Origin of the sequence: Mesorhizobium sp. M2A.F.Ca.ET.043.02.1.1 (assembly GCF_003952405.1) — a bacterium.
GTDB lineage: Bacteria > Pseudomonadota > Alphaproteobacteria > Rhizobiales > Rhizobiaceae > Mesorhizobium.
In genome coordinates this window covers 4,158,032-4,177,602 of the sequence record NZ_CP034445.1, presented here as the reverse complement: position 1 = coordinate 4,177,602, position 19,571 = coordinate 4,158,032, and the positions used below count along the sequence as shown (strand labels likewise).

Below are 19,571 nucleotides of genomic sequence, written 5' to 3'. Positions count from 1 at the left end.
CAGAATTCAAAGTGGTGCCTATAGATTCCGACATCGTGAAAGCGACGTCGAGGAGACCACGAATGAACGAGAAGATCAAAGGAGAAGCTCGCCGCAAGATAATTCTTGATGGATACGTCAATAACGAACCATTGAAGGACATTGCGGAAAAACTTGGGTGCTCACTGGCGAGCTTGAAAGTCAGCGCCAGCAAGCTTGGCTGCACTCGAACTCCAAAGGAGGCGGCTGAATTTCGGCGCGGCTTTCGTATACCGGAAAGTAAACGGCAAGACTATTACCAGCTGATGACAGTTGGGCAATACAGATCTCGCGAGTGCGCGCAGCTTTTGGGATTATTGACAACGCAATCGCCGAGTATGGAGTAACGCTGTAAACAGCATCGCTCAAGCCTCAGTGATACCAGCCCGCCGCCAGCACGGGCGGCGGCCCCTGAAAGGTTCGCTCACATGCTGCGTCAGCGTTTCAACCGCACCTGTCTTAGCCCTCTCGATCTGGCTGTTTGCGAACGCGTGTTTAATCAAGTCTGCGCGGATGAACGCCTCGATCCCTTGGACCCGAACGCTGAAATTTTGGCAGAGATGATTGTGGCCGTCTTTCGCAATGCTCGCACCAACGAGCGCGAACTGTTGGAAGAGATCAGATCTCAGCGGCAAAAGTTCACGGGACCCGGCCGACAGTGTCGCTCAGGAAATGCTCGGCGGCGTCGCGGTTGAGATGTTGAATAGTCGTCAGTGAAGAACACAGAAGGTTTTGAGTCAATTCAGGGCTTTCCTTATTTTGCGAACCAGCGCTACGCGCATATAGAATTGCTGTCGAGATCGTCACGGCCCCGCTTGAAATCGGTCGCGGCTAACGAGCCCGGCCGGGTCAGCCGGAGAGAATTTCGAGTTGAACGACCCACTGGGCAAATGCGGAGGCGTGCGGGGCGACCGCGGGGATAGTGGTTGTCTACTCTCAGGCGACGGCAGAGCGGAGCCCAACGGCTGAAATGGGCGCTGAGCAGCTGACGCTGCGGCCCGATGAGGTAGCATCACCTGCGCAACTGTCGCGACACCGCCGGGCGACCGAAACGTGTTACAGATGGCTAAGGGCCGCTATTCGACGACCGCAACTGTCTGGGCGGCGGGAGGCCATCTTCAGCAAGCCCCGCATAGCCGTACGCTACCCCCAAGATTATGTGGACGAATGCAAAATTCGGGTTGCGCTGCAGTGCCTCGTTCAGTTCCTCCACCGCTGGCCCAAATCGTCTCGAAAACGCTGATATGTAACCTGCCGCGAAATGGGCCCATGGGTCGTCGGGATCGAGGTCTATCGCACCCTGGGCAAGCGCGAGGGCACTTGATATGCCTTGCTCAAACTCCAAATTGCCGGAAATTACACGGGTGGCGAAGGCCCACGCGAGCAGGCTGCGGGCGCGAGCGTAGTGGGGATCAAGCTCAATAGCTCGCTTCAGGAGGTTGATGCCAGTGTCCTCGTCTTGAATAACCCATGTCCAGATATAAGGCATTGCTCGTACGACGCAGCCCCACGCATCGAGACTCTCAGGCGCCTTACTTTGAAGGCGAAGGCGTTCAGCTGCGTAAATCTGCGGCTCTATCGCTGCGACAACGCTGTGAGTGATCTCATCCTGCACTGCGAAAATATCAGAGGCGAGGCGGTCGTAGCGCTCTGCCCAGATGTGATTGCCGCTGGCCGCGTCGATAAGCTGGCCAGTTACCCGCAATCGCTCACCCGCCTTGCGTACGCTGCCTTCCAGTACATAGCGAACATTCAGCTCGCGCGCGACCTGACGGATATCTGGCGCCTTGCCTTTGTACGCGAAGGACGAATTGCGAGCGATAACGAAGAAGCCCCGCAGCTTGGACAAGGCGGTAATGATGTCCTCCGCGATCCCGTCGCCGAAGTATTCCAGTTCGGTGTCGCCGCCTCATGTTCTGGAACGGCAGGACAGCAACCGACGGCTTGTCGGGCAGCGCCAGTTTTCCGCCGGAAGGGTCGGGCACTGTCGACACGCTTGCGATGTGACGGTCTAAGGCCACGCGATAGACTCGCACCGGCCGTGCAATGTTTTTAAGTTCTTTGTCGCCGATATCCTCGAAATCAACCTTCAGCTTGTCGCGCACCTGCTCATATGCCGCACCCGACAGGCAAATCCCGTTAGGTTCGGCGATACCTTCCAGGCGAGCGGCAATGTTGACGCCGTCGCCCATAAGGTCGCCGTCGCCCTCCTCAACTATGTCGCCGATATGGACGCCGATGCGGAACTCGATGCGTCGATCAGGCGGCACGCCGGCGTTGCGTTCGAGCATAGCGTTCTGCACCTCGATGGCGCACCGCACGGCGTCGACCACGCTGCGGAATTCAACAAGGGTTCCGTCACCGGTGCGTTTCACCACGCGCCCGATGTGTACCGCGATGGCAGGATCAAGCAGGTCGCTGCGGAGTGCCCGGAGGCGCGCGAGAGTCCGATCTTCGTCCACGCCAGCCAGTCGGCTGTATCCGACGACATCGGCGGCCAGGATCGCCGCAAGCTTGCGGGTCTCGCTCATCTGCCCCTCCTTCACTCTCTGACATAGCACGGACCCAGGAGGGCTGCTTCATTTAGATCGGCTCGACGTGCAGCCGCTTCGGGGGACCGCAGTGCGACATTGCTGGCGATGTCTGCTTCCAGATGATGGGAGGGCTTGGGCGAACGACGAGATGGAGGCGCGTTGCTGACAGGCAGGTTGGGGGCCGAGAGCAGTCCGGCGACTCTTGGGCGCGAAAATTCAAAAGCTGACATTCGAGTTGGCGGGAACGTTATCGTGATCATGAGTTGCTGCGGCCGTTCGCAGCTTGGTTTTGAGGTCGATCCAGTTGTCAGCAGGGGTGTAGCAGCCGCTTGCTACCAGTCTCTCACTCGCTCGTGCTAGCCAACGAACCAATGGCAAACCTCACCGAGGTCGTGTAGGGTCAAAAAAACGCGACCCCGTCACGAACCGATGGGAGTGAATCTGGGAGGATTCATGGTCGAAATCATCTCCAAGCGGGATGGCCCGCGGCGGGAGGATGTTCAGGTCAAGCGACTGATCGAACAGAACCGCTCGACGATTGTGCGCCTTGCCGACCAGATCAGCGGCGGCAACTATTCTGCGTCCAGGAAACCGCGCCAGAAACCGCAAGCCGAGGGACTGATCATCCATGTTGGCGGTGGCTCGCCAGTCGCTGCCGGGGCGGATCCATCCATTCGCGTCAGCATCAATGGCCGGGTGGTCTCGGTGGATCGGAATACAGGCCGCCAACTCCACCATATCGGCGATATCCGCAACTGTGGTGGCGAACAGGTCTTTGTCCTGGCGACGAAGCAGAACGGCTTCTTTTCGCCCGTCGATGAGGCTGTCGCACAAGAGCTTGCCGACCTGGACGGTTCCCGCCTCGGGGCCAGCTACAGCGAAGAACAGCTTGCCGCCGATATCGGAGTGAAACTCGGCATCGCCTAGCGCATCTGCGAACGACCATCCGAGCGCAGTCCGACAGCATACAGAAATACCGTGCCCCCAAGGTTCTGTGATGACTGAATGAAACGCGGGATCGATACTACCCAGATGAAGACCGGTGCTCTTCCGGCGCGCGCGCCGATAGCCACGGGACTGGCTCTGGACTCCACCGACTATGACGAGCGCGCTACCATGCGCGCTTGGGAAAACTTTCTGTCCGATGCGCCGCAATGCGCACGCGATCCGGTCCAGGTCCGCTCGCTGATCCACGATTCCTGGTACCGGAGCGCCACTGGCGGGATCAACGCGCAGGGGGTCGAGGCACCCCTCAACGGCAACCGCGACGAGATCGAGTATCTGACCCGCGCCAACGCCGAGCTGCTTTCGGCGGCGCGGCGGCCGTTCGCCTCCCTCGGCCCGCTGCTGGAAGGGACGGGAGCGATGCTGGTGCTGGCCGACAGCGACGGAGTGCTGATCGAAGCCATCGGCGACAAGAAGACCCTCCATGACGGCATGGACATCCATCTCGCCATCGGCGGCAAATGGAATGAGGGCGCTGTCGGGACCAACGGCATCGGCACCGCGCTCTGGACCGGCGAACCGATCTTCGTCCACGCGGCCGAGCATTTCTGCGCCGGCATCAAAGGATGGACCTGCGCAGGCGCACCGATCCGCGACCCGCTGGATGGAAAGATCATCGGTGTCGTCGATCTGTCAGGCTATTCGCCGATCTTCCGCCCCCACAACACCGCACTTGTCGCCGCCACGGCCAGGCAGATTGAAAAGGCGCTGGCCGAGCAGCAGCAGGAACAGCGCACCCGCCTGCTCGAAGCCTTCATTTCCTCGTCACCCGGTTACCGCGGCAAGGACGGCCTGGTGATCGTCGATCACCGTGGCCGGGCGATTTTCTGCAACAACGTGCCCAATGGCGAAACCACCGAAATGACGGATGGTCCGATGGAGCCGGGCCGCGGTCGTTGGCTCATGAACCTGCCGGCGTCCGGCTCGGACAGCGATCTCGCCAAGGCGCTGCCGGCGCATCTGCGGTCCTGCCACGTCACGCCGCTGAAGCTGGACGGCAATCTCAGCGGCGCGGCCCTCGTGTTCCCGACCGCGCCGGTCGTGTCAGGTGTCGCGGTGATAAACCGGGCAGCGGACAAGCGGGTGCAGGCAGCGACGTCGATGATCGTCGGCGAAAGCGAGAAATTGTTGGCTGCCATCGATGTCGCCTGCCGCGTGGCTCGGTCGAGCGGCGTGACATCGCTGCTGATAGAAGGCGAAACCGGCGTCGGCAAGGAGCTGTTCGCCCGGCTTGTCCATGCCGGCAGCCGGCGCACGGACAATGACCCGTTCATCGCGATGAATTGCGGCGCCATCACCAAGGAGCTGTTCGGGAGCGAGTTGTTCGGCCATGTGGCCGGCGCCTTTACCGGCGCCTCGCGTGACGGCAAGGCGGGCGTTTTCGAGCAGGCCAATGGCGGCGTGCTCAGCCTCGACGAGATTGGTGAGTTGCCACTTGAGATCCAGCCGTTCATGCTGCGCGTGCTGGAAGAGCGTGTGGTCCACCGCATCGGCGACAGCAGGGGGCGGCCGGTCGACGTCCGCCTGGTCGCCTCGACCAACCGCAATCTCAAGCAGGAAGTTGCAGCTGGTCGCTTCCGCAGCGATCTCTATTACCGCATCGGCGCCGTCTCGATCAGCGTCCCCGCCCTGCGCGAGCGCGGCGAGGACGTGCTGTTGCTGGTCGAGCATTTCAACCGCCATATCGCGGACAAGGCCGGCAGCGATCCGCTGCAGTTTTCAAGCCGCGCGCTCGACGCGCTGCTTGCCTACGGCTGGCCGGGCAATGTGCGCGAGCTGAAGAATCTGATGGAACGCCTGCATATCCTGGCGCGCAACAATGTCATCGACCTTGAGGATCTGCCGTGGGAAATCGCCACGGGCCATCGCAACGACACGACAGCACGCAACGATAATCCCGCAGCGATGCTCGAGGCGCCGGTGTGCACGTTCGAGGATGCGGAGCGTCAGGCGATCAGGAACGCGCTGGCCGCGGAGAGCGGCAATCTAAGCAAAGTCGCCCATAGGCTCGGCATTTCGCGGCCAACGCTCTATCGCAAACTTGAGCAATACGGCATCCGACGCGGCTTCGTATGAGCCGCGGCAAGAGAGAAACCCAAGGTATTCGCCCGCTGTGGCCTGTCTAGCCGCCGAAGGTCCACGGGGAAGCGAAGCCGGCGACGGCATAGCGCTCAGCGCGGTGACCCAGGCGCAACGGACTATCTGTACCGTCCGTGGCGTTGCAACACCTCGATCTGATAGCCGTCCGGGTCTGCTAGGAAAAAGAACCGCGCAAGCAGCGCGCCTTCGTGGTTGAATTCGACAATTTGGGCGGATTGAAACCTGCAGCCGTCAAGCGCTTGTGTTCTGCCTCAAGATCATCGACGCAAAAAGCTATGTGGCTGTAGCCCTCGCCAATCGCGTAGGGCTCCACCCGGTCCTTGTTGATCGTCAATTCGAGCTCGAAATCGGCTTCCGCGTTACGCAGATAGACCAAGGTGAACGTCTCGAAATCCAATCGGTCCCCAAATATCGAGCCCGAAGGCGCTTTTGTAGAAATTTGACCGAGAGGTTCTCTTGTACCACCCGGATCATCGAATGTACTACTTTCGCCAAGGGATCCTCCAGTCTGCCACGTGGTCTCGGACACCGCAGAGATGGCCCATTGGGCCCAAAAAGAGTGGCAGTGGCTAAGATCGCTTCATGAACCACAATCGAATGCTGCCGCTGCAAATTGGGCAGTGCACTTCGCTCACCCGAACAGCTCCGCGCTTCGCTCAGAGACAACATCAACGGGAGGTCATCACATGTGCAAAGTCTTTGCCGGTCAGGACCCGGAAGGATACCGGCTGATCAATCGCTCGGTTCGCATCGGCGGCCATTCTACGAGCATCCAGCTTGAGGCCACTTTTTGGACGCTATTGGACGAGATCGCCCATCATCAAGGGATGGCGACGCCGAAATTCCTATCAACACTTTACGACGAAGCACTGGAGATCAACGGCCAGATCCCGAACTTTGCCTCCATGCTGCGTACCACCTGCGCGCTTTACCTACGCGACAGGCAAACGCTCGACAGCGAGCCCTCAGAACTTGACGGCAAGGCAGCCTGACACGACGCCCACCTGTCGTGGGACGCTTCCTGTCCGCGTCTCCATCAGACCTGACGACCCCCGCCGACCGCAATACAGGCCGCCCGCTCCACTATACAAGAGATATCCAGGACGTCATTTCCTGGCAACGAGAGAGCCCCGTCATCGCAAGGCCAGGCGTTTCGCGGCCCACTCTTTGTGCAAGCAATGCCGCTTCCGATTCGGCTTCGTGTGAACTCCATCAAGAAAGTACCCATGGCATTCGCGCCACGGGTTGGCAGGTTTAGTCGTTGGGGGAAATTCCGTCGGAAAGCCAGCATGCCGATCAGGCAGGCTGCGCTGCCTGCTCGTCGATCCCTATCACGCCAGCTCGCAGCGCCAGCCCTGCCGCTGCCGCGCCAAGGCAAGGCGCAATGATGTACAGCCAGAGTTGCGACAGCGCCGCCCCGCCAGCGAACAGGGCAGGACCCAGCGAACGGGCGGGATTGACGGAGGACCCGGACACAGCAATGCCGGCAAGGTGGATCATAACCAGCGTGAGCCCAATCGCCAGGCCAGCCAGAGGTCCGGCGCCGCCTTCGGCGGTCGCGCGAAGGATGACGACCAGAAACAGGAAGGTGGCGACGGCCTCAAACAGGAAGGCCGAAGTTGCCGAGTAGGCCGACCAGCCGTTCTGGGCAAAGCCGTTCGCGGCGACGTCGTAGCCACCGCCCTTCCCTTCCACGATCACGTGGAGCACGGCCGATGCGGCGATCGCCCCCAGACATTGCGCGACGACATAGCCGATCAGATCGCCGGATTTCATCCGGCCGGAAACAAAGACGCCCAGGCTCACTGCCGGGTTGAGATGCGCGCCTGAAATCGGCCCTATCGAATACGCCATCGCCACAACGGACAGGCCGAAGGCCATGGCGACGCCGAGCAGCCCGACCTCGGGGGCGCATGAACAGAACCGTTGCGCAGCCGAAGAAGACCAGCGCGAAGGTTCCGACGAATTCACAGATGTATTTGTTCATATGTTGTCTCCCTCTGGATGATGATGGGGACCGGGCGCCGCACCGATCGGAGCGGCGTTCGGTCTAGGCGTTTCACGGCACGATGACGCCGCGGCCCGTGAACCGCCGGTTCTTGAAATCGTCGAGCGCGGTGTTGATGCTGGCGAGGTTGTATTCGGTGTAGTGCATCTTCACCTTGCCGTCGGCGTTGAGCTCCATCAGTTCGACGAGCTCGGTGAAATTGCCGACCAGGCTGCCGCCGATGTTGATCTCCTCGATCACCAGATGCGCGGTCGGCACGTTGATCGAGCCGCCATAGCCGACGACGAAGAGCTGGCCGCCTTTGCGCACCATCTTCCAGCAGATGTTCTCGACACCGAGCTCGCCAACGAAATCGATGACCACATGGGCGCCGCCGCCGGTGATCGCCTTCACCTCCTCGACGACATTGGGCCCGCCGTCGAGAACGAAATCGGCGCCAAGATCCTTGGCCAGCACGCGCGCGGCCGGCTCTCGGTCGACAGCGATGATGCGGCAGCCCGAGATCGCGTGAAGGGACTGCAGCGCGATATGGCCGAGCCCACCGATGCCGAGCAGGACGCAGTAGCTGCCGGGCCGCAAAAGCTTCGCCGCGCGTTTGGCCGCGCGATACGCGGTGATGCCGGCATCAGCCAGCGGCGCCACTTCAATCGGCGTGACATTGGCGTTCAGCTTGATCAGCGAACGTTCGCTGGTGATGAAATACTCGGCGAAGCCGCCATTCATGCCAAGGCCAGGGAATTGGCCGTTGTCGCAATACATGTCCTCGCCATGCCGGCAGTTGAGGCAGATGCCGCAGGACCGGAAGGGATGGCAGATCACCGCGTCGCCGCGCTTGACCGATCTGACGCCGCTGCCGACCTCCTCGACCCAGCCGGCATTCTCGTGGCCCATGATGTAGGGCAGCAGCGTGCCCTCGGGGTCCATCGTCGGCTTCCACACCCCTTCGATGATGTGCAAGTCGGTGCGGCAGAGGCCGGCGGCGCCGACCCGCACGATCACCTCGTCAGGAGCTGTGATCGTCGGCGCCTTGACCTCCTCGATCTTGAGCTTCACGTTCATTTTCGGGTCGTATTCGTAAAGTCTGGCAGCTTTCATCGTCGTGTCCTCTCAGGTCCGGAATTGGTTCAGGCGCGGCCGAGCTTTTCGGAGCCGCCGCCGAGCGCCGGTCCGGCGGTCGGGTCCTCATCCTCGGCGAGATCTCCGATCAAGGTTTCGGTGGTCAGGATCAGCGTCGCGACGGAAGCCGCATTGGCGAGCGCCGTATAGGTGACGCGAACCGGGTCGATGATCCCGGCTTCAAACATGTTCTGGTAGTTGCCGGCGGACGCGTTGTAGCCATACCCGCCGTTGATGCGCGTCACTTCGGTCACCACGGCCTCGGGATCGGCACCGGCATTGGCGGCGATGCGCCACAGTGGTCGTGTCAGCACCGAGCGGACCAGACGCACACCTTCGGCAACATCGCCATCGACACTGGTCGCCACCTTGTCGAGGAGCGGCGCGATCTGGGCCAACGCCGAGCCGCCGCCGGCAACCACGCCCTCCTCGGAAGCCGCGCGCACCGCATTCAGCGAATCCTCGATCAGCTGGATGGTCCGCTTCTGCTCGACCGGCGTGACGCCGCCTGCATAGAGGATGGCCGTCCCGCCGGAGAGCTTGGCCAGGCGCTCCCGCAGCTTGTCCTGCTCGATGTTCGGCGGGGCGGCCTCATATTGCCGCTGCACCTGCGCGCGCCGCGAGGCGATTGCATCATGGTCGCCGCCACCGCGGATAATCGAGGTGTAGGACGAGCTGGTCTTTACCCGGTCGGCCGTTCCGAGATCTTCGGCGGTGATGTCTTCAAGCCGGCCGCCGAGATCGCGGGCGATCACCTTGCCACCGGTGATGATCGCCAGATCCTCCATCATCGCCTTGCGCCAGTGGCCATATTCCGGCGGATGGACGATGAGGTATTTGCCAGGTCCCTGCTTGCCGAGCAGCGTGACCACGACTTCCGGCGACACTTCCTCGGACACGATCAACAAAGGCCGCCCGGCCTCGTCGGCGATGCGGCGCGCGGTCTCGAGCGCCTTGGGGTCCTTGATCTTGAGATCGGTCATCAGGATGTAGGGCCGTTCGAGCACGGCCTCCATCTTCTCCTGATCGGTGACCATGTGATGCGAGAGGTAGCCGCGGTCGAAGGACATGCCCTCGACCACGTCGAGCGTGGTCTCGGTGGTGACGCTGAAGTCGGTGGTGATGACGCCTTCCGCCCCGACGCGCTGATGCGCCTCCGCCACCAGCGCGCCAAGCCTGGCATCGGTCGCGGCGATGTTTGCCACGGAGGCGAGGATGCCGTTGCCCTTGGCCGGCTTGGCGGAAGCCTTGAGAGCAGCCACCACCGCCTTGACCGCGAGCTCGATGCCCTTGCACAGATCCACCGATTTGGCTCCGCGCTCATTCGCCTCGATGCCGCCCTGGATCAGCGCGTTGGCGAGCACGATGGCGGTCGTCGTGCCATCGCCGGCGACCTCGTTCGTCTGCATCGACACTTCGCGGACGACTTGCGCGCCCATGTTCTCGAAGCGATCGTGGAGTTCGATCTCGGACGCGATGCTGACGCCGTCGCGCGTCACCATCGGTGTCCCGATCGGCCGGTCGATCATGGCGTTCATGCCTTTGGGCCCGAGCGTCGGCTCGACGGCCGTTGCCAGGCTGAAGACGCCTCGGGCAAGAGCGCGACGGGCCTCTGAATTGTGCAGCATTATTTTGGGCATGATTCCTCCTTCCGCCTTACGGGCGGGTTGTTGGTTAGGGGCCTCGTGCGAGGGAGGCCGTTGCTTTCGGTTCTGCTTAGGTGACCGGCGCGCTTCGCGCCGGCACGCGGTCCATGATGAAATCGACCAGCGTCGGTTCGCCGTCGACCACGTCCAGTTCCTTGTACCTGGTCTGCTTGAGCCCACGGCAAAGCGCGCCGTTGAACTCCATGTTGACGCGCACGCCGCGCAGTTCGGCGAGATAGGCGCTGAGCGCATCGGCCGGTATGTGCCGCCCTTCCCAGGTTACGAAGACGGGACCGTCCGTCCGGCGATCGGGAAAGCGCTCGAGCACAGCCGCCCTGTATCTGGGCTTCTGTTTGGCCGCTTCGCCCGGCTTGAAGCGCGCGACGTCGTATGCCGGCAGGTCCATGGCGACGATTTCCGGGTCCGTGAGACCGTGTTGCCGCAGGCCGCGTAAAACCGCTTCCTGGCGCCGCTTGAACGCCTTCATCCTGAAGGTTTCGCGAACAGCGCCGAGATCCGTATCGGCGGCCAGCTCGGCGAAGATGTCGCCGAAAGCCTTGCCGGCCTGGATACCGCGATTGACCTCGTCGGCGAACATGTGGTCGTGCAGCTTGACCGCATAGGCGGGCGACCAGGAGAGCCGGTCTAGCGCCTTGCGCACTCCGTCGAGCATGAGGAAGGCGAAGTTGGGCGAGCACCAGTAGGTCGGCAGGCGGAAATCGACCTCCACGCTGCCGTCACCCTTCACCTCGGCCCGCTCGACGAAGCCCATCTCGGTGATGGGTTCGTCGAGTTCGGGGTCGTTGGCCTCACCCAGGCGCCGCCAGAGTTCCTTCTCGCGGCTGTCGGAAACACTGGCGGTTGCCATGGCTCCTACTCCGCCGCGATGCTGAAGGGCGAGCTTGCGAGCGCCTTCTTCTTGGCTTCGATGTCGATGTTGTACAGGCGCGCGGCGTTGAGGCCGAGGATCTTCTCCTTGATCTCGTCGGTCAGTTGCACACCTCGTTCCGCGGCGATGTCTTCCGGGATCTGATAGGCCCAGAATTTTTCGACGAGCCAGCGGGGTGTCCAGATCGCGTAGTCGGAACCGAACAGGATCTTTTCCGGCCCTATCCAGAACAGCAGTTCGGCGATGACCTCGCCGAAATAGCGCGGGCGCGTATGGATGAAGGGCAATGCCACCGCCAGCCCGCCATAGACGTTGGTTTCCTGCGTCGCGATCCAGCAGAAATCGTCGAGGCGCGGCAGGCCGCAATGCTCGATAATCCAGTTGAGACCCTGGAAATCCGTCGCCGCATGGTCGACGTCGTGCACGTCGAACGCGTCCTTGCTGAGCGGGATGATGGTGGGTCCCTTGTGGACGTGTATGTTCCTGATGCCGAGCTTGTCGCAGAGCTCGAAGCATTTGTAGGCATCGGGGTCGGTCAGCTTCCACCCCTTGGAGGCGCCGTTCCATTCGGCCGTGTACATCTTCACGCCCTTGACGTCGTAGGTCTCCTTGAGGAAGTGGATGTACTCGAGCGCCTTCTCGCCGTCGCGCGGATCGAAGGCGCCGTTGACGATGAAGCGCTGCGGATAGCGCTTTGCCACCTCGGCGTTGCGCTCGATCGTGTTGAAGCCGTTCTTGTAGAAATCCTTCAGATAGGTCGACTGGACGATCGCCACATCATCGGGACCATCGATGAACAGGTCGCGATAGAGATCGTCGGCGCTGTATTTCTCGAACTTGCCCTTCTCCCAGAGCTGGTCCTTCGGGCTCAGGCCGGTGTGATAGGCGTAGAAGCAATCGATGAACTGCTTGCCGTGAATATTCTTCTGGTTGTCCGGGCTGCCGTCCCAAAAGTGGGTGTGGCCATCGACCACGAAAATGTCCTTGCCTTCCGGTGTCCTGTACATTTCTTGCCTCCGCAATCGTCTTGTTGATGGGGCCGGCGCGCCGCACCCAGGCAGCGCGCCGGGGGTTCCTCAGATGTATTCGAAGATCTCGTCCATGTTGCCGAACAGGATCACGGTGTTGTCGTCGACGCGCACCATGCGGCCGTAGTGGGTGGAGGTGTTGACCTCGAAAATCTCGGCGGTCATATCGCGCCCGAGATATTCGCTGATCTCGTCCATCTTGAAGATCAGCTTGCCGTTGCCGTCGATGCGGATCATGGCCGGCTGATAGGTGACGATGACGCCCGGTTTCTTGCCCATGAATTCGGCGATGGCGCGGGCCTCGACCGAGTCGTTCATGGTGACGCCGCACTGGTGCGAAATCGTCTGCTCGAAGGTGATGTCCTTCATCGACTTGAAGATGTTGGACTGCGAGGCGTCGCGTGCTGCTACTGACATGATCTTCTCTCCCTGTTCAGCGCTTAAGGCCGAGTTCGCCGAGGATCCGGCCGATCCGTTCCTCGGATTGGGCGCGAACGTCGGTGAAGGAAACCGGCTTGGAATGCGGCATCGACCAGATCGGCTGCAGGCCGGTGGCTGCCTTGTCGGCGAGCGCGCCGTGCTTGTTCACCCAGCCCTGGAACAGCTTCCTGTTCGCCGCGCCGTGCTTCTCGTCGTTGGCGAGCAGGTAGATCAGGTCGATGGTGTTGGCGAGGTTGCGCTCGTAGTCGGCTTCAGCCGCCGAAATCACCGGCGGCGTGATGAAATCGTGGTTGGCCGCCGCCGCCTGCATCAGGAAGCCGGAGCGGAACAACTCGCCCACCAGCGGCTCGAACACGATGTTGATGGCGAAGTATTGCTCCAGATAGTCGCTCGTGCCCATGATGGTCTCGACCGCCTCGCGGGTGCCCTGCCACACGCCTTCCTCGAGCCAGTGCTTCTTGCCGAGCTCGTCGTCCCACCCGGCGGTGTCCATGCCGATCTCGGCGAGATAGAGCGTGATGTCCTGGGCAAGCCGTAGCTTGTATGAGGAGTTGGTCAGCGTCGCATTGTTGATCATCTGGGTGTAGCCGTAGCGCTGCGCCTGCATGAGCGACGTGCCCAAGCCAAACTCGGCATGTTTCCACGCGCCGAGATGCGCCTGCAGGAGCTTCGCCCAGACCTTGTCGAACGTCTTCGGCGCGCCGGCCCGGCGGGCGTTGGTGATGACGCTCTGCACCATCGTCTCGATCTTCGATTGGCGCTGGTAATGCGTGCGTTCCCATTCCTGGTCGGGAGCGCGGAAGGCATGCCAGTTCGAGCTCTTGGCGGCCGTGTTGTCTTTGACGTAGGCGCCTTTGCCGTCCGGGAAGTTGATGATCCAGTCTTGAATCAGGTAGCGCTCGGGGTCGGGCTGCACGTCCACCGTGACATCCTCGTAATGGGTGGCGCGCTGACCTTTCGGATCGAAGTACCGATACTTGCGGCTGTCCGAATCGGCGAAGATCGCGGCGCCCGCGGCTCCCGATCCTACTGAACTCGACGTTGCTACCATTGTTTTCACTCCCTTTGTTGCAGTTGCTCTAAAGTCGTCGGCTCCGGCACGCCTCAATGGGCCGGGGTGGCGTTGGACGATGTGGTGAACCTGTCGAAGAAGATGCGTTCGGCCTCGAAGCCATTCATGAACAGGACGGGCTGCAGCGCATCGATCATTGGCGGCGGGCCGCAGGCGTAGACGTCGCCCTGCCCGTCGACCGCGAGTTGCTTGAGCTTGGCGTCGACGCTCTGGTGCACGAAGCCGCGCTCGCCGCCCCAGGCTTCGCCGTTGACGTGCGAGAGAACGGGGATGAAGTTCAGCTCCGGGTGGCGACCGGCGAGCTCGGCGATCCTGTCGAGATAGAACAGGTCGTTGGGCGTCCGCGCACCGTAGAAGAAATAGATGTCCCGCTTCTCGCCGCTCTTCAGGTGATCGTTGAGGATCGACCAGACCGGCGACATGCCGGAACCGGCGCCGACCAGGATCAGGGGGCCCTGCCGTTCTTCCCGCCGGAAGCAGGTTCCATAGGGTCCGACGACGGTGACCTCGGCTCCGACGCGAATTCCTCCGGAATCGAGTTCTCCGGAGAATTTTCCTTCGGGATACTTCTTGATGATGAAGGAGAGCTTTTGGGTTTGGTCCGGCGTATTTGCCATGGAGAACGAGCGCGTAATCGTCTCCCCTTTTTGCGTGGTGACCGTAATGTCGACATATTGCCCAGCCCAGAATTTTATCGGCGAGCCGAGTTCGATTTCGATGCCGCGGATATCGTGGGTCAGATGCTCGAATTTCGAGATGCGGCCTTTGAACGTCTTCACCGCGATTGATTTCGCCAGAACCTCCTCGTCGTAGTTGAGGAGCTCGACCTGCATGTCGGAATAGGCGATCGACCGGCACAACAGGACGTGGCCGCTCTCCTTCTCCATGTCGTTGAGCGCGAAGGTCGAATATTTCAGCATGTCGACTTCGCCTTCGAGCAGCACGCATTTGCAGGCCGAGCATTGCCCTTCCTTGCAGCCATGCGGCAGCGCGATGCCTTGGCGGAAAGCCGCGTTCAGCACCGTCTCGCCGTTTTCGACCTCGAATTCGACGCCGACCGGCTCCAGGCGCACCGTGTGAGCACCAGTCATCGATAACCTCCCAATTCCTCTCCGTTCCCCGCCCTTGCGGGCGGGAAGTGGCCTTCCTCTGGATGGAGCGGGGGGTCGGCGACCCGGCCCCCCGCGCACGGATGGTCAGTTGAACGGCGTGATGGTGAAGCCCGCCCGATACTCGGCCAGGTGCTTCTCGCGATCCGCCGGCGACATGCCGCGAAGCGCCTTGAGCGGCGACCCGAGGACGTTGCCGCGCACGTCGTCGAGCGTCCACTGCTCGTCGGCGCCGAAGCGCAGATGCGGCTGTGGGATCAGCGTCTTGCCGTCGGAACGGACGAAATTGAGGTCCTTGATCGCGTCGGCGAGATCCCAGCCGTCATAGAGCGTCTCCCACTCGCGCTTGCCGCTGAAGCGGCCCATCGCAGGCGTCGGACGGCCCTGATACTCGTCAGCGAAGGCTTCGACGGCGGTCCAGCGGTCGAGCTCGTGGGCGAAGGTGTGCAACTGCCCGTCGATCTCGTCGACCACCATGTCCTCGCGGATCAGGCAGGGCACCAGGCAGGACCAGCAGCGGTGCGGATAGACGTAGCCGACATCGCTGTTGAACAGCAGCACCTTCTCGCCCTTATGGCTGAGCTTGGCGTACCATTTCCAGAAGTCGCCGAACTCGGCGTACCAGCCCGGATATTTGTGCTCGAACCACTCGAAGTCCTTGTCGGTCTGCGCCTCGATGCGCCAAAAGTTGACCGGCCAGCCGACCGCGAAGAACTGGCCGACCTTGTGGACGTAGTTCTTCTTGGTGATGCGCTCCCAGGCGGCCTGGACGTCGTCATGGTGGACCTTGATGCCGTATTTTTCGAGCGGGAGCATGTAGGTGCGATAATAGTCCTCGTAGATCCAGCGGTGCCACATCTCCGCGTAGGATTCTTTGTTCTTGTCGCGGTTGGTGGTGCCGTATTCGATGAAGGTGCCGATGGCGGCGTCGACGATGGCGTGGTTCTGCCAGAAGGCATAGCGCAGGTCGCGCTCCAGGAGCAGGTGGTTCTCCGGCTCCTTCAGCGCGGCCATCAGCAGCGAGTGGCCGTTGCCGATGTGACGGCTCTCGTCGGACTGCACCGACAGGAACACGGTCGGCAGCGCATAATCACCGTTGCGGGCAGCCTCGGAGGGCATGGCGACGAAAAGCGTGTTGGTGAAAGCGGTCTCGGCGACGACGGTCAGGTACATGCACGCAGCCGTCATCGTATCGCCGGTGATGAAGCCTTCGCCGAACTGGCGGCCGATCGTGGTCGCGTAGCATTTGCCGAAGGCTTCCTCGGTGATGTCGAAGCCCGCCGGATCGATGTAGTTCTCCATGTACCACTTCTTCAGATTCATCTGGATCGTGGAGTGGCGGAACTCGTCGACCATCTGCATAGTGAAGCCGGTTCTGAGGTCCTCGCCGGGCGCCAGTCGCGCCACCATCGCCATCGAGCGGGCGGCGGAAATTTCCGGGAAGGGAATGATGGCGAGGAAGAGCTTCATCCACTCCACCCAGCGCGGCTCGACATTGCGGAACATGTCGCCGCGAAGAGCGGCATCGAGCGCGCCGTAGACCCGATTGTCCTTTTCCTCCTGCATGGGGAAATAGGAGCGCAGCACCTGCTTCATCGGATCGCGCGGCGCCTTGGCGATCTTGTAGTCGGTCGGAAACGTCATCGCTTCCTGGACATAGGTCGGGTTCCAACCGAGGTCGGAAATCTTCTTGGTCGCCTCGCCCACGGAAATACCGCGCTGCGAGGTAATCTTGTTAAGTGTCAACGACGACATCGTCATAAGCCTCCACCAGGTTGAGCCATGGATCCCTCGATCCAGGCATGGGACGGCACACAAATGCCGCCAGTGAGTTGGCGAATGGCACGACAAAGGGTTGCGCCTTCAGGCGCGACACAGGGTCCGGCCATTCAAGTGGATCGCGGCAAAGGTGTTCGGGGCCTGCGGGAGCCACGACACGCCTGTCGCATCCGCGATGGGCGTATCGAAGCGCGTGTCCTGCTGCTTCCTCCGGTCCTTCGTTCTTTTGGCACCGCGTCAGAGCGCGATGGGCTTCTTATGCCAATGGTGAAGCAAGCACCGTGCCAAGTTGAAATTGGTGCCTATGACCAACGCCTGGGCTGGGGTCGCGATCAGATTCGTCCAGCAAACATCCGGGGGACTGTAACGATATTTTACAGTTGTATATTACATATGTAATATTTGTATTGATTTTGTGCACTGCAATATATACTGATCGCAGTTGCGATATAAATAAAATAATCGGGAACTATTCATTTCAGACATTTCATACATTATTTGACCTCAGATCGCAGGCGGGAGGCAGCACCGAGAAATATGATGCCGAGCGACAATGACACCCCGGACCTTCCCCGGCCCAACCAGCCGGACGACGTGAGCGCCGAACTCGTCAGGCTGATGCCGCGCGATCTGGTTTTTGTCATGCGCTTCATGGGCGAGAGCCAGCATCGCCTCCAAGGCCACTTCCAGGACTTCATCCGCGCCGAACTTGCCGCCCGCGGGGTGACTGCCGAAACGCATCCGATGATCCATCTGTTCATCGAAAGCCACTCGATCCTGTTGCGCGACTTCGTGTTTTCCGGCGTCTCGCTGTCGCGCCAGTTTCGCATCGACGAGATCGAGCGCCTCACCGGCGACACGACATCCATGATCCGCGTCGACATCTGGGACCAGTTGAAGAGCCTTATCGAGACCGCCGAAAAGCAGTTCCACACGCAGGCCGATGGTCTATCGGGATTGTTGTCGGCATTCGAAAAGCCCACGGAAGGACAGTGATGGGCGGCTCGGGGAAACAAGCCGCTGCGCTCGCCGCGCTGGCCACGCGCCGGCTGGCCCTTGTCGCAGACGTCTCGGCGCTGACGGCCGAAGCACTGCGGCTCAATCAAAAGCTTGCCGGCATCGAAATGGACGTGCTGCGCCTCGAGCTCGAGATCGGGCGAGCCGGCGCCGACACCCAACTGGTGCAGGATTTGCATGACGCTGAAAGGAGCGTCGCGGCCACTAGGGAGGCATGCATGAAGAACGAGGAACGCATCACGGCAATCGAGGGCGAGATCGAAGATGTCGACCGCGCGCTTGCGAAGGCAACCAGCGGCAGTGAGGGAGAGGCGCCGTGAATCAACAAACAACGCAAAACCTGAGCCCGTTCGACTTGCTGGCGCGAAGCTGGCAGCGACCGGTGGCGGTCGCCGCCGCATGTTTCAGCGCCGATGGCTCTGCCGTCGCGTTCACCTCCGTGGACGGAACCGTCGCCATCGCGCCGGTGGCTGATCAGGAGCCGCCGGAAGCGAGAATCAGGGTAAGCGGCGACCTCGGACAAACGACGATCCGACCGCGCCAGAAGCCCCCGGCGCCGCTGATCGCCACCCCAACCCTGGCAGATGGCGACGTGCCTATCACGAGCTATCTTCGCTCCGGCTTCCTTGTCGGCACGACGGCCGGCCAGGCACTGCAGCTTGCGGCGGACGGCGAAGCCTCGAAAACATCTCTAACCATAGAGGGACCGATCGTCGCCATCGATCATAGCGCCGGGACGGCCAGGACGGCGATCAGCAATGGACATGATGTCTTCCTATCCCGCGCCCATGATGATGTGGTGAAGCTGCAGCATGCAGCGTCCTCATCGGCGCATGCAGTTGCATTCTCGCCGGACGGGAAACGGCTTGCCTTCGATTCCGGCAAGGGAGTGTCGATCTGGACGGTCGATGGCGACCTCGCGCCGATACGCGAATTTTCGACGCCGGCAGGGCCGACGTCGCTCAGCTGGAGCAGCGACGGCTCATGGCTGGCATGCGGACTCGAGACCGGAGGCTTTGCCCTTGCCAGTCTCGCCGATGGTCAATCGGGCGTTGTCGGAGGCTTCCCCTCGCCGGTCCGGACGGTGTGTTGGAGCCAACCAGCGAACGCACTGTTTGCATCGGGCGCTTTCCGCATCGCCGGCTGGTCGATGGCGGCCCCGCCGCTTCATGATGCGGCTTCAGGCGCGCTGGAGACAGGTCGCTCCGGGCTGGTGCCAGTCGAGACGGTGACACCGCACCCGTTAAGGAAAATCATTGCCGCCGGCTACGCCAACGGCCGTATCACCGTTGCCCATATCGGATCGCGCGACGAATTGGTCGTGAAGCTCTCCGGCAGCACGATCACCGCGCTGGCCTGGTCCGGCGACGGGCAGCATCTGGCTGCGGGCATGGCGGATGGCACCGCCGCGATCATCACCTTCCCGGCGCTGCTTTTCAAATAGCAGCGGCGATCCGCATTAACAGGAGGATGGAATGCAAACCGAACTCACTGCCGAGGAAAAGAGCAAGGACGATTTTTTCGAACAGCTCGCCAAAATATCGGAAGAGATGGTGGCCAGGCACGGCAAGGATTTCAGCATGGGAGCGTTGGTGCTGGCTGCACGGTGGATTGCCGAAAACAGAGCCGGTCCGATGAAGACCGATTGACCACCAAGGTACCTGACTGGTCGCCCTTTGCAATTCGCACTCTGGCCGTGCTCGTCAATGTTTTCCTTCAGTAGGCAGCAAGGCTGTTCAGGTGAACCGCGACACCCCTTGGACGAGGCACCTGCTTTGCGGGCGCCGCTTCTTGACACGATCACAACCG

18 protein-coding genes and 2 pseudogenes are annotated in these 19,571 nt (G+C 61.5%); 8 read left to right on the top strand and 12 right to left on the bottom strand.

Going from position 1 to position 19,571, the window contains the following annotated elements; genetic code table 11:
* The first annotated feature begins 62 nt into the window (after window positions 1–62).
* Complete coding sequence (locus tag EJ068_RS19905; protein WP_129554781.1) at window positions 63–365, top strand: hypothetical protein; 303 nt, start codon at window positions 63–65, stop codon at window positions 363–365.
* Window positions 366–1,084: 719 nt separating this feature from the next.
* On the opposite strand, the gene EJ068_RS19900 is transcribed toward EJ068_RS19905, so the two are convergent.
* The gene (locus EJ068_RS19900) at window positions 1,085–1,723 is read right to left on the bottom strand and encodes a hypothetical protein (RefSeq protein WP_129554780.1); all 639 of its coding nucleotides are present in this window, start codon (window positions 1,721–1,723) and stop codon (window positions 1,085–1,087) included.
* A 4-nt stretch (window positions 1,724–1,727) separates the two neighbouring features.
* Complete coding sequence (locus EJ068_RS19895; RefSeq protein WP_129554779.1) at window positions 1,728–2,549, bottom strand: adenylate/guanylate cyclase domain-containing protein; 822 nt, start codon at window positions 2,547–2,549, stop codon at window positions 1,728–1,730.
* 456 nt (window positions 2,550–3,005) lie between these two features.
* Here EJ068_RS19895 and EJ068_RS19890 point away from each other — a divergent pair, with 456 nt between their 5' ends.
* Together EJ068_RS19890 and EJ068_RS19885 are read left to right on the top strand one after the other, a co-directional pair.
* A complete protein-coding gene (locus EJ068_RS19890) occupies window positions 3,006–3,479 on the top strand; it encodes a hypothetical protein (protein WP_129554778.1) in 474 nt (157 codons plus the stop codon).
* Window positions 3,480–3,557: 78 nt separating this feature from the next.
* Complete coding sequence (locus EJ068_RS19885) at window positions 3,558–5,633, top strand: sigma-54-dependent Fis family transcriptional regulator (protein ID WP_129554777.1); 2,076 nt, start codon at window positions 3,558–3,560, stop codon at window positions 5,631–5,633.
* Window positions 5,634–5,755: 122 nt separating this feature from the next.
* Here EJ068_RS19885 and EJ068_RS19880 read toward each other — a convergent pair.
* A pseudogene (locus tag EJ068_RS19880) lies at window positions 5,756–6,152 on the bottom strand (VOC family protein).
* 191 nt (window positions 6,153–6,343) lie between these two features.
* Here EJ068_RS19880 and EJ068_RS19875 point away from each other — a divergent pair.
* A complete protein-coding gene (locus EJ068_RS19875; RefSeq protein ID WP_129554776.1) occupies window positions 6,344–6,649 on the top strand; it encodes a ribbon-helix-helix domain-containing protein in 306 nt (101 codons plus the stop codon).
* 304 nt (window positions 6,650–6,953) lie between these two features.
* On the opposite strand, the pseudogene EJ068_RS19870 reads toward EJ068_RS19875, so the two are convergent.
* The 9 genes and pseudogenes from EJ068_RS19870 to EJ068_RS19830 all read right to left on the bottom strand — a co-directional run bounded on the left by EJ068_RS19870 (window position 6,954) and on the right by EJ068_RS19830 (window position 16,727).
* Window positions 6,954–7,644, bottom strand: a pseudogene (locus tag EJ068_RS19870) (aquaporin).
* Between the two features lie 72 nt (window positions 7,645–7,716).
* Window positions 7,717–8,760, bottom strand: a complete 1,044-nt coding sequence (locus EJ068_RS19865; RefSeq protein ID WP_129554775.1) for an NAD(P)-dependent alcohol dehydrogenase — start codon at window positions 8,758–8,760, stop codon at window positions 7,717–7,719.
* A 29-nt stretch (window positions 8,761–8,789) separates the two neighbouring features.
* On the bottom strand, window positions 8,790–10,421 hold the full coding sequence (locus EJ068_RS19860) for a molecular chaperone GroEL (protein WP_129554774.1): 1,632 nt from the start codon (window positions 10,419–10,421) through the stop codon (window positions 8,790–8,792).
* Window positions 10,422–10,497: 76 nt separating this feature from the next.
* Entirely contained in the window at window positions 10,498–11,295 is a 798-nt protein-coding gene (locus EJ068_RS19855) for an iron-sulfur cluster assembly protein (protein ID WP_129554773.1), read from the bottom strand.
* Between the two features lie 5 nt (window positions 11,296–11,300).
* Complete coding sequence (locus tag EJ068_RS19850) at window positions 11,301–12,323, bottom strand: amidohydrolase family protein (protein WP_129554772.1); 1,023 nt, start codon at window positions 12,321–12,323, stop codon at window positions 11,301–11,303.
* A gap of 69 nt (window positions 12,324–12,392) precedes the next feature.
* Window positions 12,393–12,761, bottom strand: a complete 369-nt coding sequence (locus EJ068_RS19845; RefSeq protein ID WP_129554771.1) for an MmoB/DmpM family protein — start codon at window positions 12,759–12,761, stop codon at window positions 12,393–12,395.
* Between the two features lie 16 nt (window positions 12,762–12,777).
* Window positions 12,778–13,836 (bottom strand): aromatic/alkene monooxygenase hydroxylase subunit beta, encoded by a 1,059-nt coding sequence (locus EJ068_RS19840; protein ID WP_129554770.1) that lies wholly within the window; start codon window positions 13,834–13,836, stop codon window positions 12,778–12,780.
* 53 nt (window positions 13,837–13,889) lie between these two features.
* Window positions 13,890–14,948 carry a 2Fe-2S iron-sulfur cluster binding domain-containing protein gene (locus EJ068_RS19835; RefSeq protein WP_129554769.1) on the bottom strand — a complete coding sequence of 353 codons (1,059 nt, stop codon included), beginning with the start codon at window positions 14,946–14,948 and terminating at the stop codon, window positions 13,890–13,892.
* A gap of 105 nt (window positions 14,949–15,053) precedes the next feature.
* Window positions 15,054–16,727 (bottom strand): aromatic/alkene/methane monooxygenase hydroxylase/oxygenase subunit alpha, encoded by a 1,674-nt coding sequence (locus tag EJ068_RS19830; RefSeq protein WP_208648384.1) that lies wholly within the window; start codon window positions 16,725–16,727, stop codon window positions 15,054–15,056.
* 555 nt (window positions 16,728–17,282) lie between these two features.
* Here EJ068_RS19830 and EJ068_RS19825 point away from each other — a divergent pair.
* The 4 genes from EJ068_RS19825 to EJ068_RS32705 are packed head-to-tail and all read left to right on the top strand — an operon-like array spanning window position 17,283 to window position 19,411.
* Window positions 17,283–17,741 carry a hypothetical protein gene (locus EJ068_RS19825; protein ID WP_129554768.1) on the top strand — a complete coding sequence of 153 codons (459 nt, stop codon included), beginning with the start codon at window positions 17,283–17,285 and terminating at the stop codon, window positions 17,739–17,741.
* Window positions 17,741–18,082 (top strand): hypothetical protein, encoded by a 342-nt coding sequence (locus tag EJ068_RS19820; RefSeq protein WP_129554767.1) that lies wholly within the window; start codon window positions 17,741–17,743, stop codon window positions 18,080–18,082. The genes EJ068_RS19825 and EJ068_RS19820 overlap by 1 nt, the downstream gene beginning before the upstream one ends.
* Window positions 18,079–19,206: a WD40 repeat domain-containing protein gene (locus tag EJ068_RS19815; RefSeq protein WP_129555016.1), complete on the top strand. Its 1,128-nt coding sequence runs from the start codon at window positions 18,079–18,081 to the stop codon at window positions 19,204–19,206. The genes EJ068_RS19820 and EJ068_RS19815 overlap by 4 nt, the downstream gene beginning before the upstream one ends.
* Window positions 19,207–19,237: 31 nt before the next feature.
* Window positions 19,238–19,411, top strand: coding sequence for a hypothetical protein (locus EJ068_RS32705; protein WP_189512522.1), 174 nt, complete (start codon window positions 19,238–19,240; stop codon window positions 19,409–19,411).
* Window positions 19,412–19,571 lie beyond the last annotated feature (160 nt).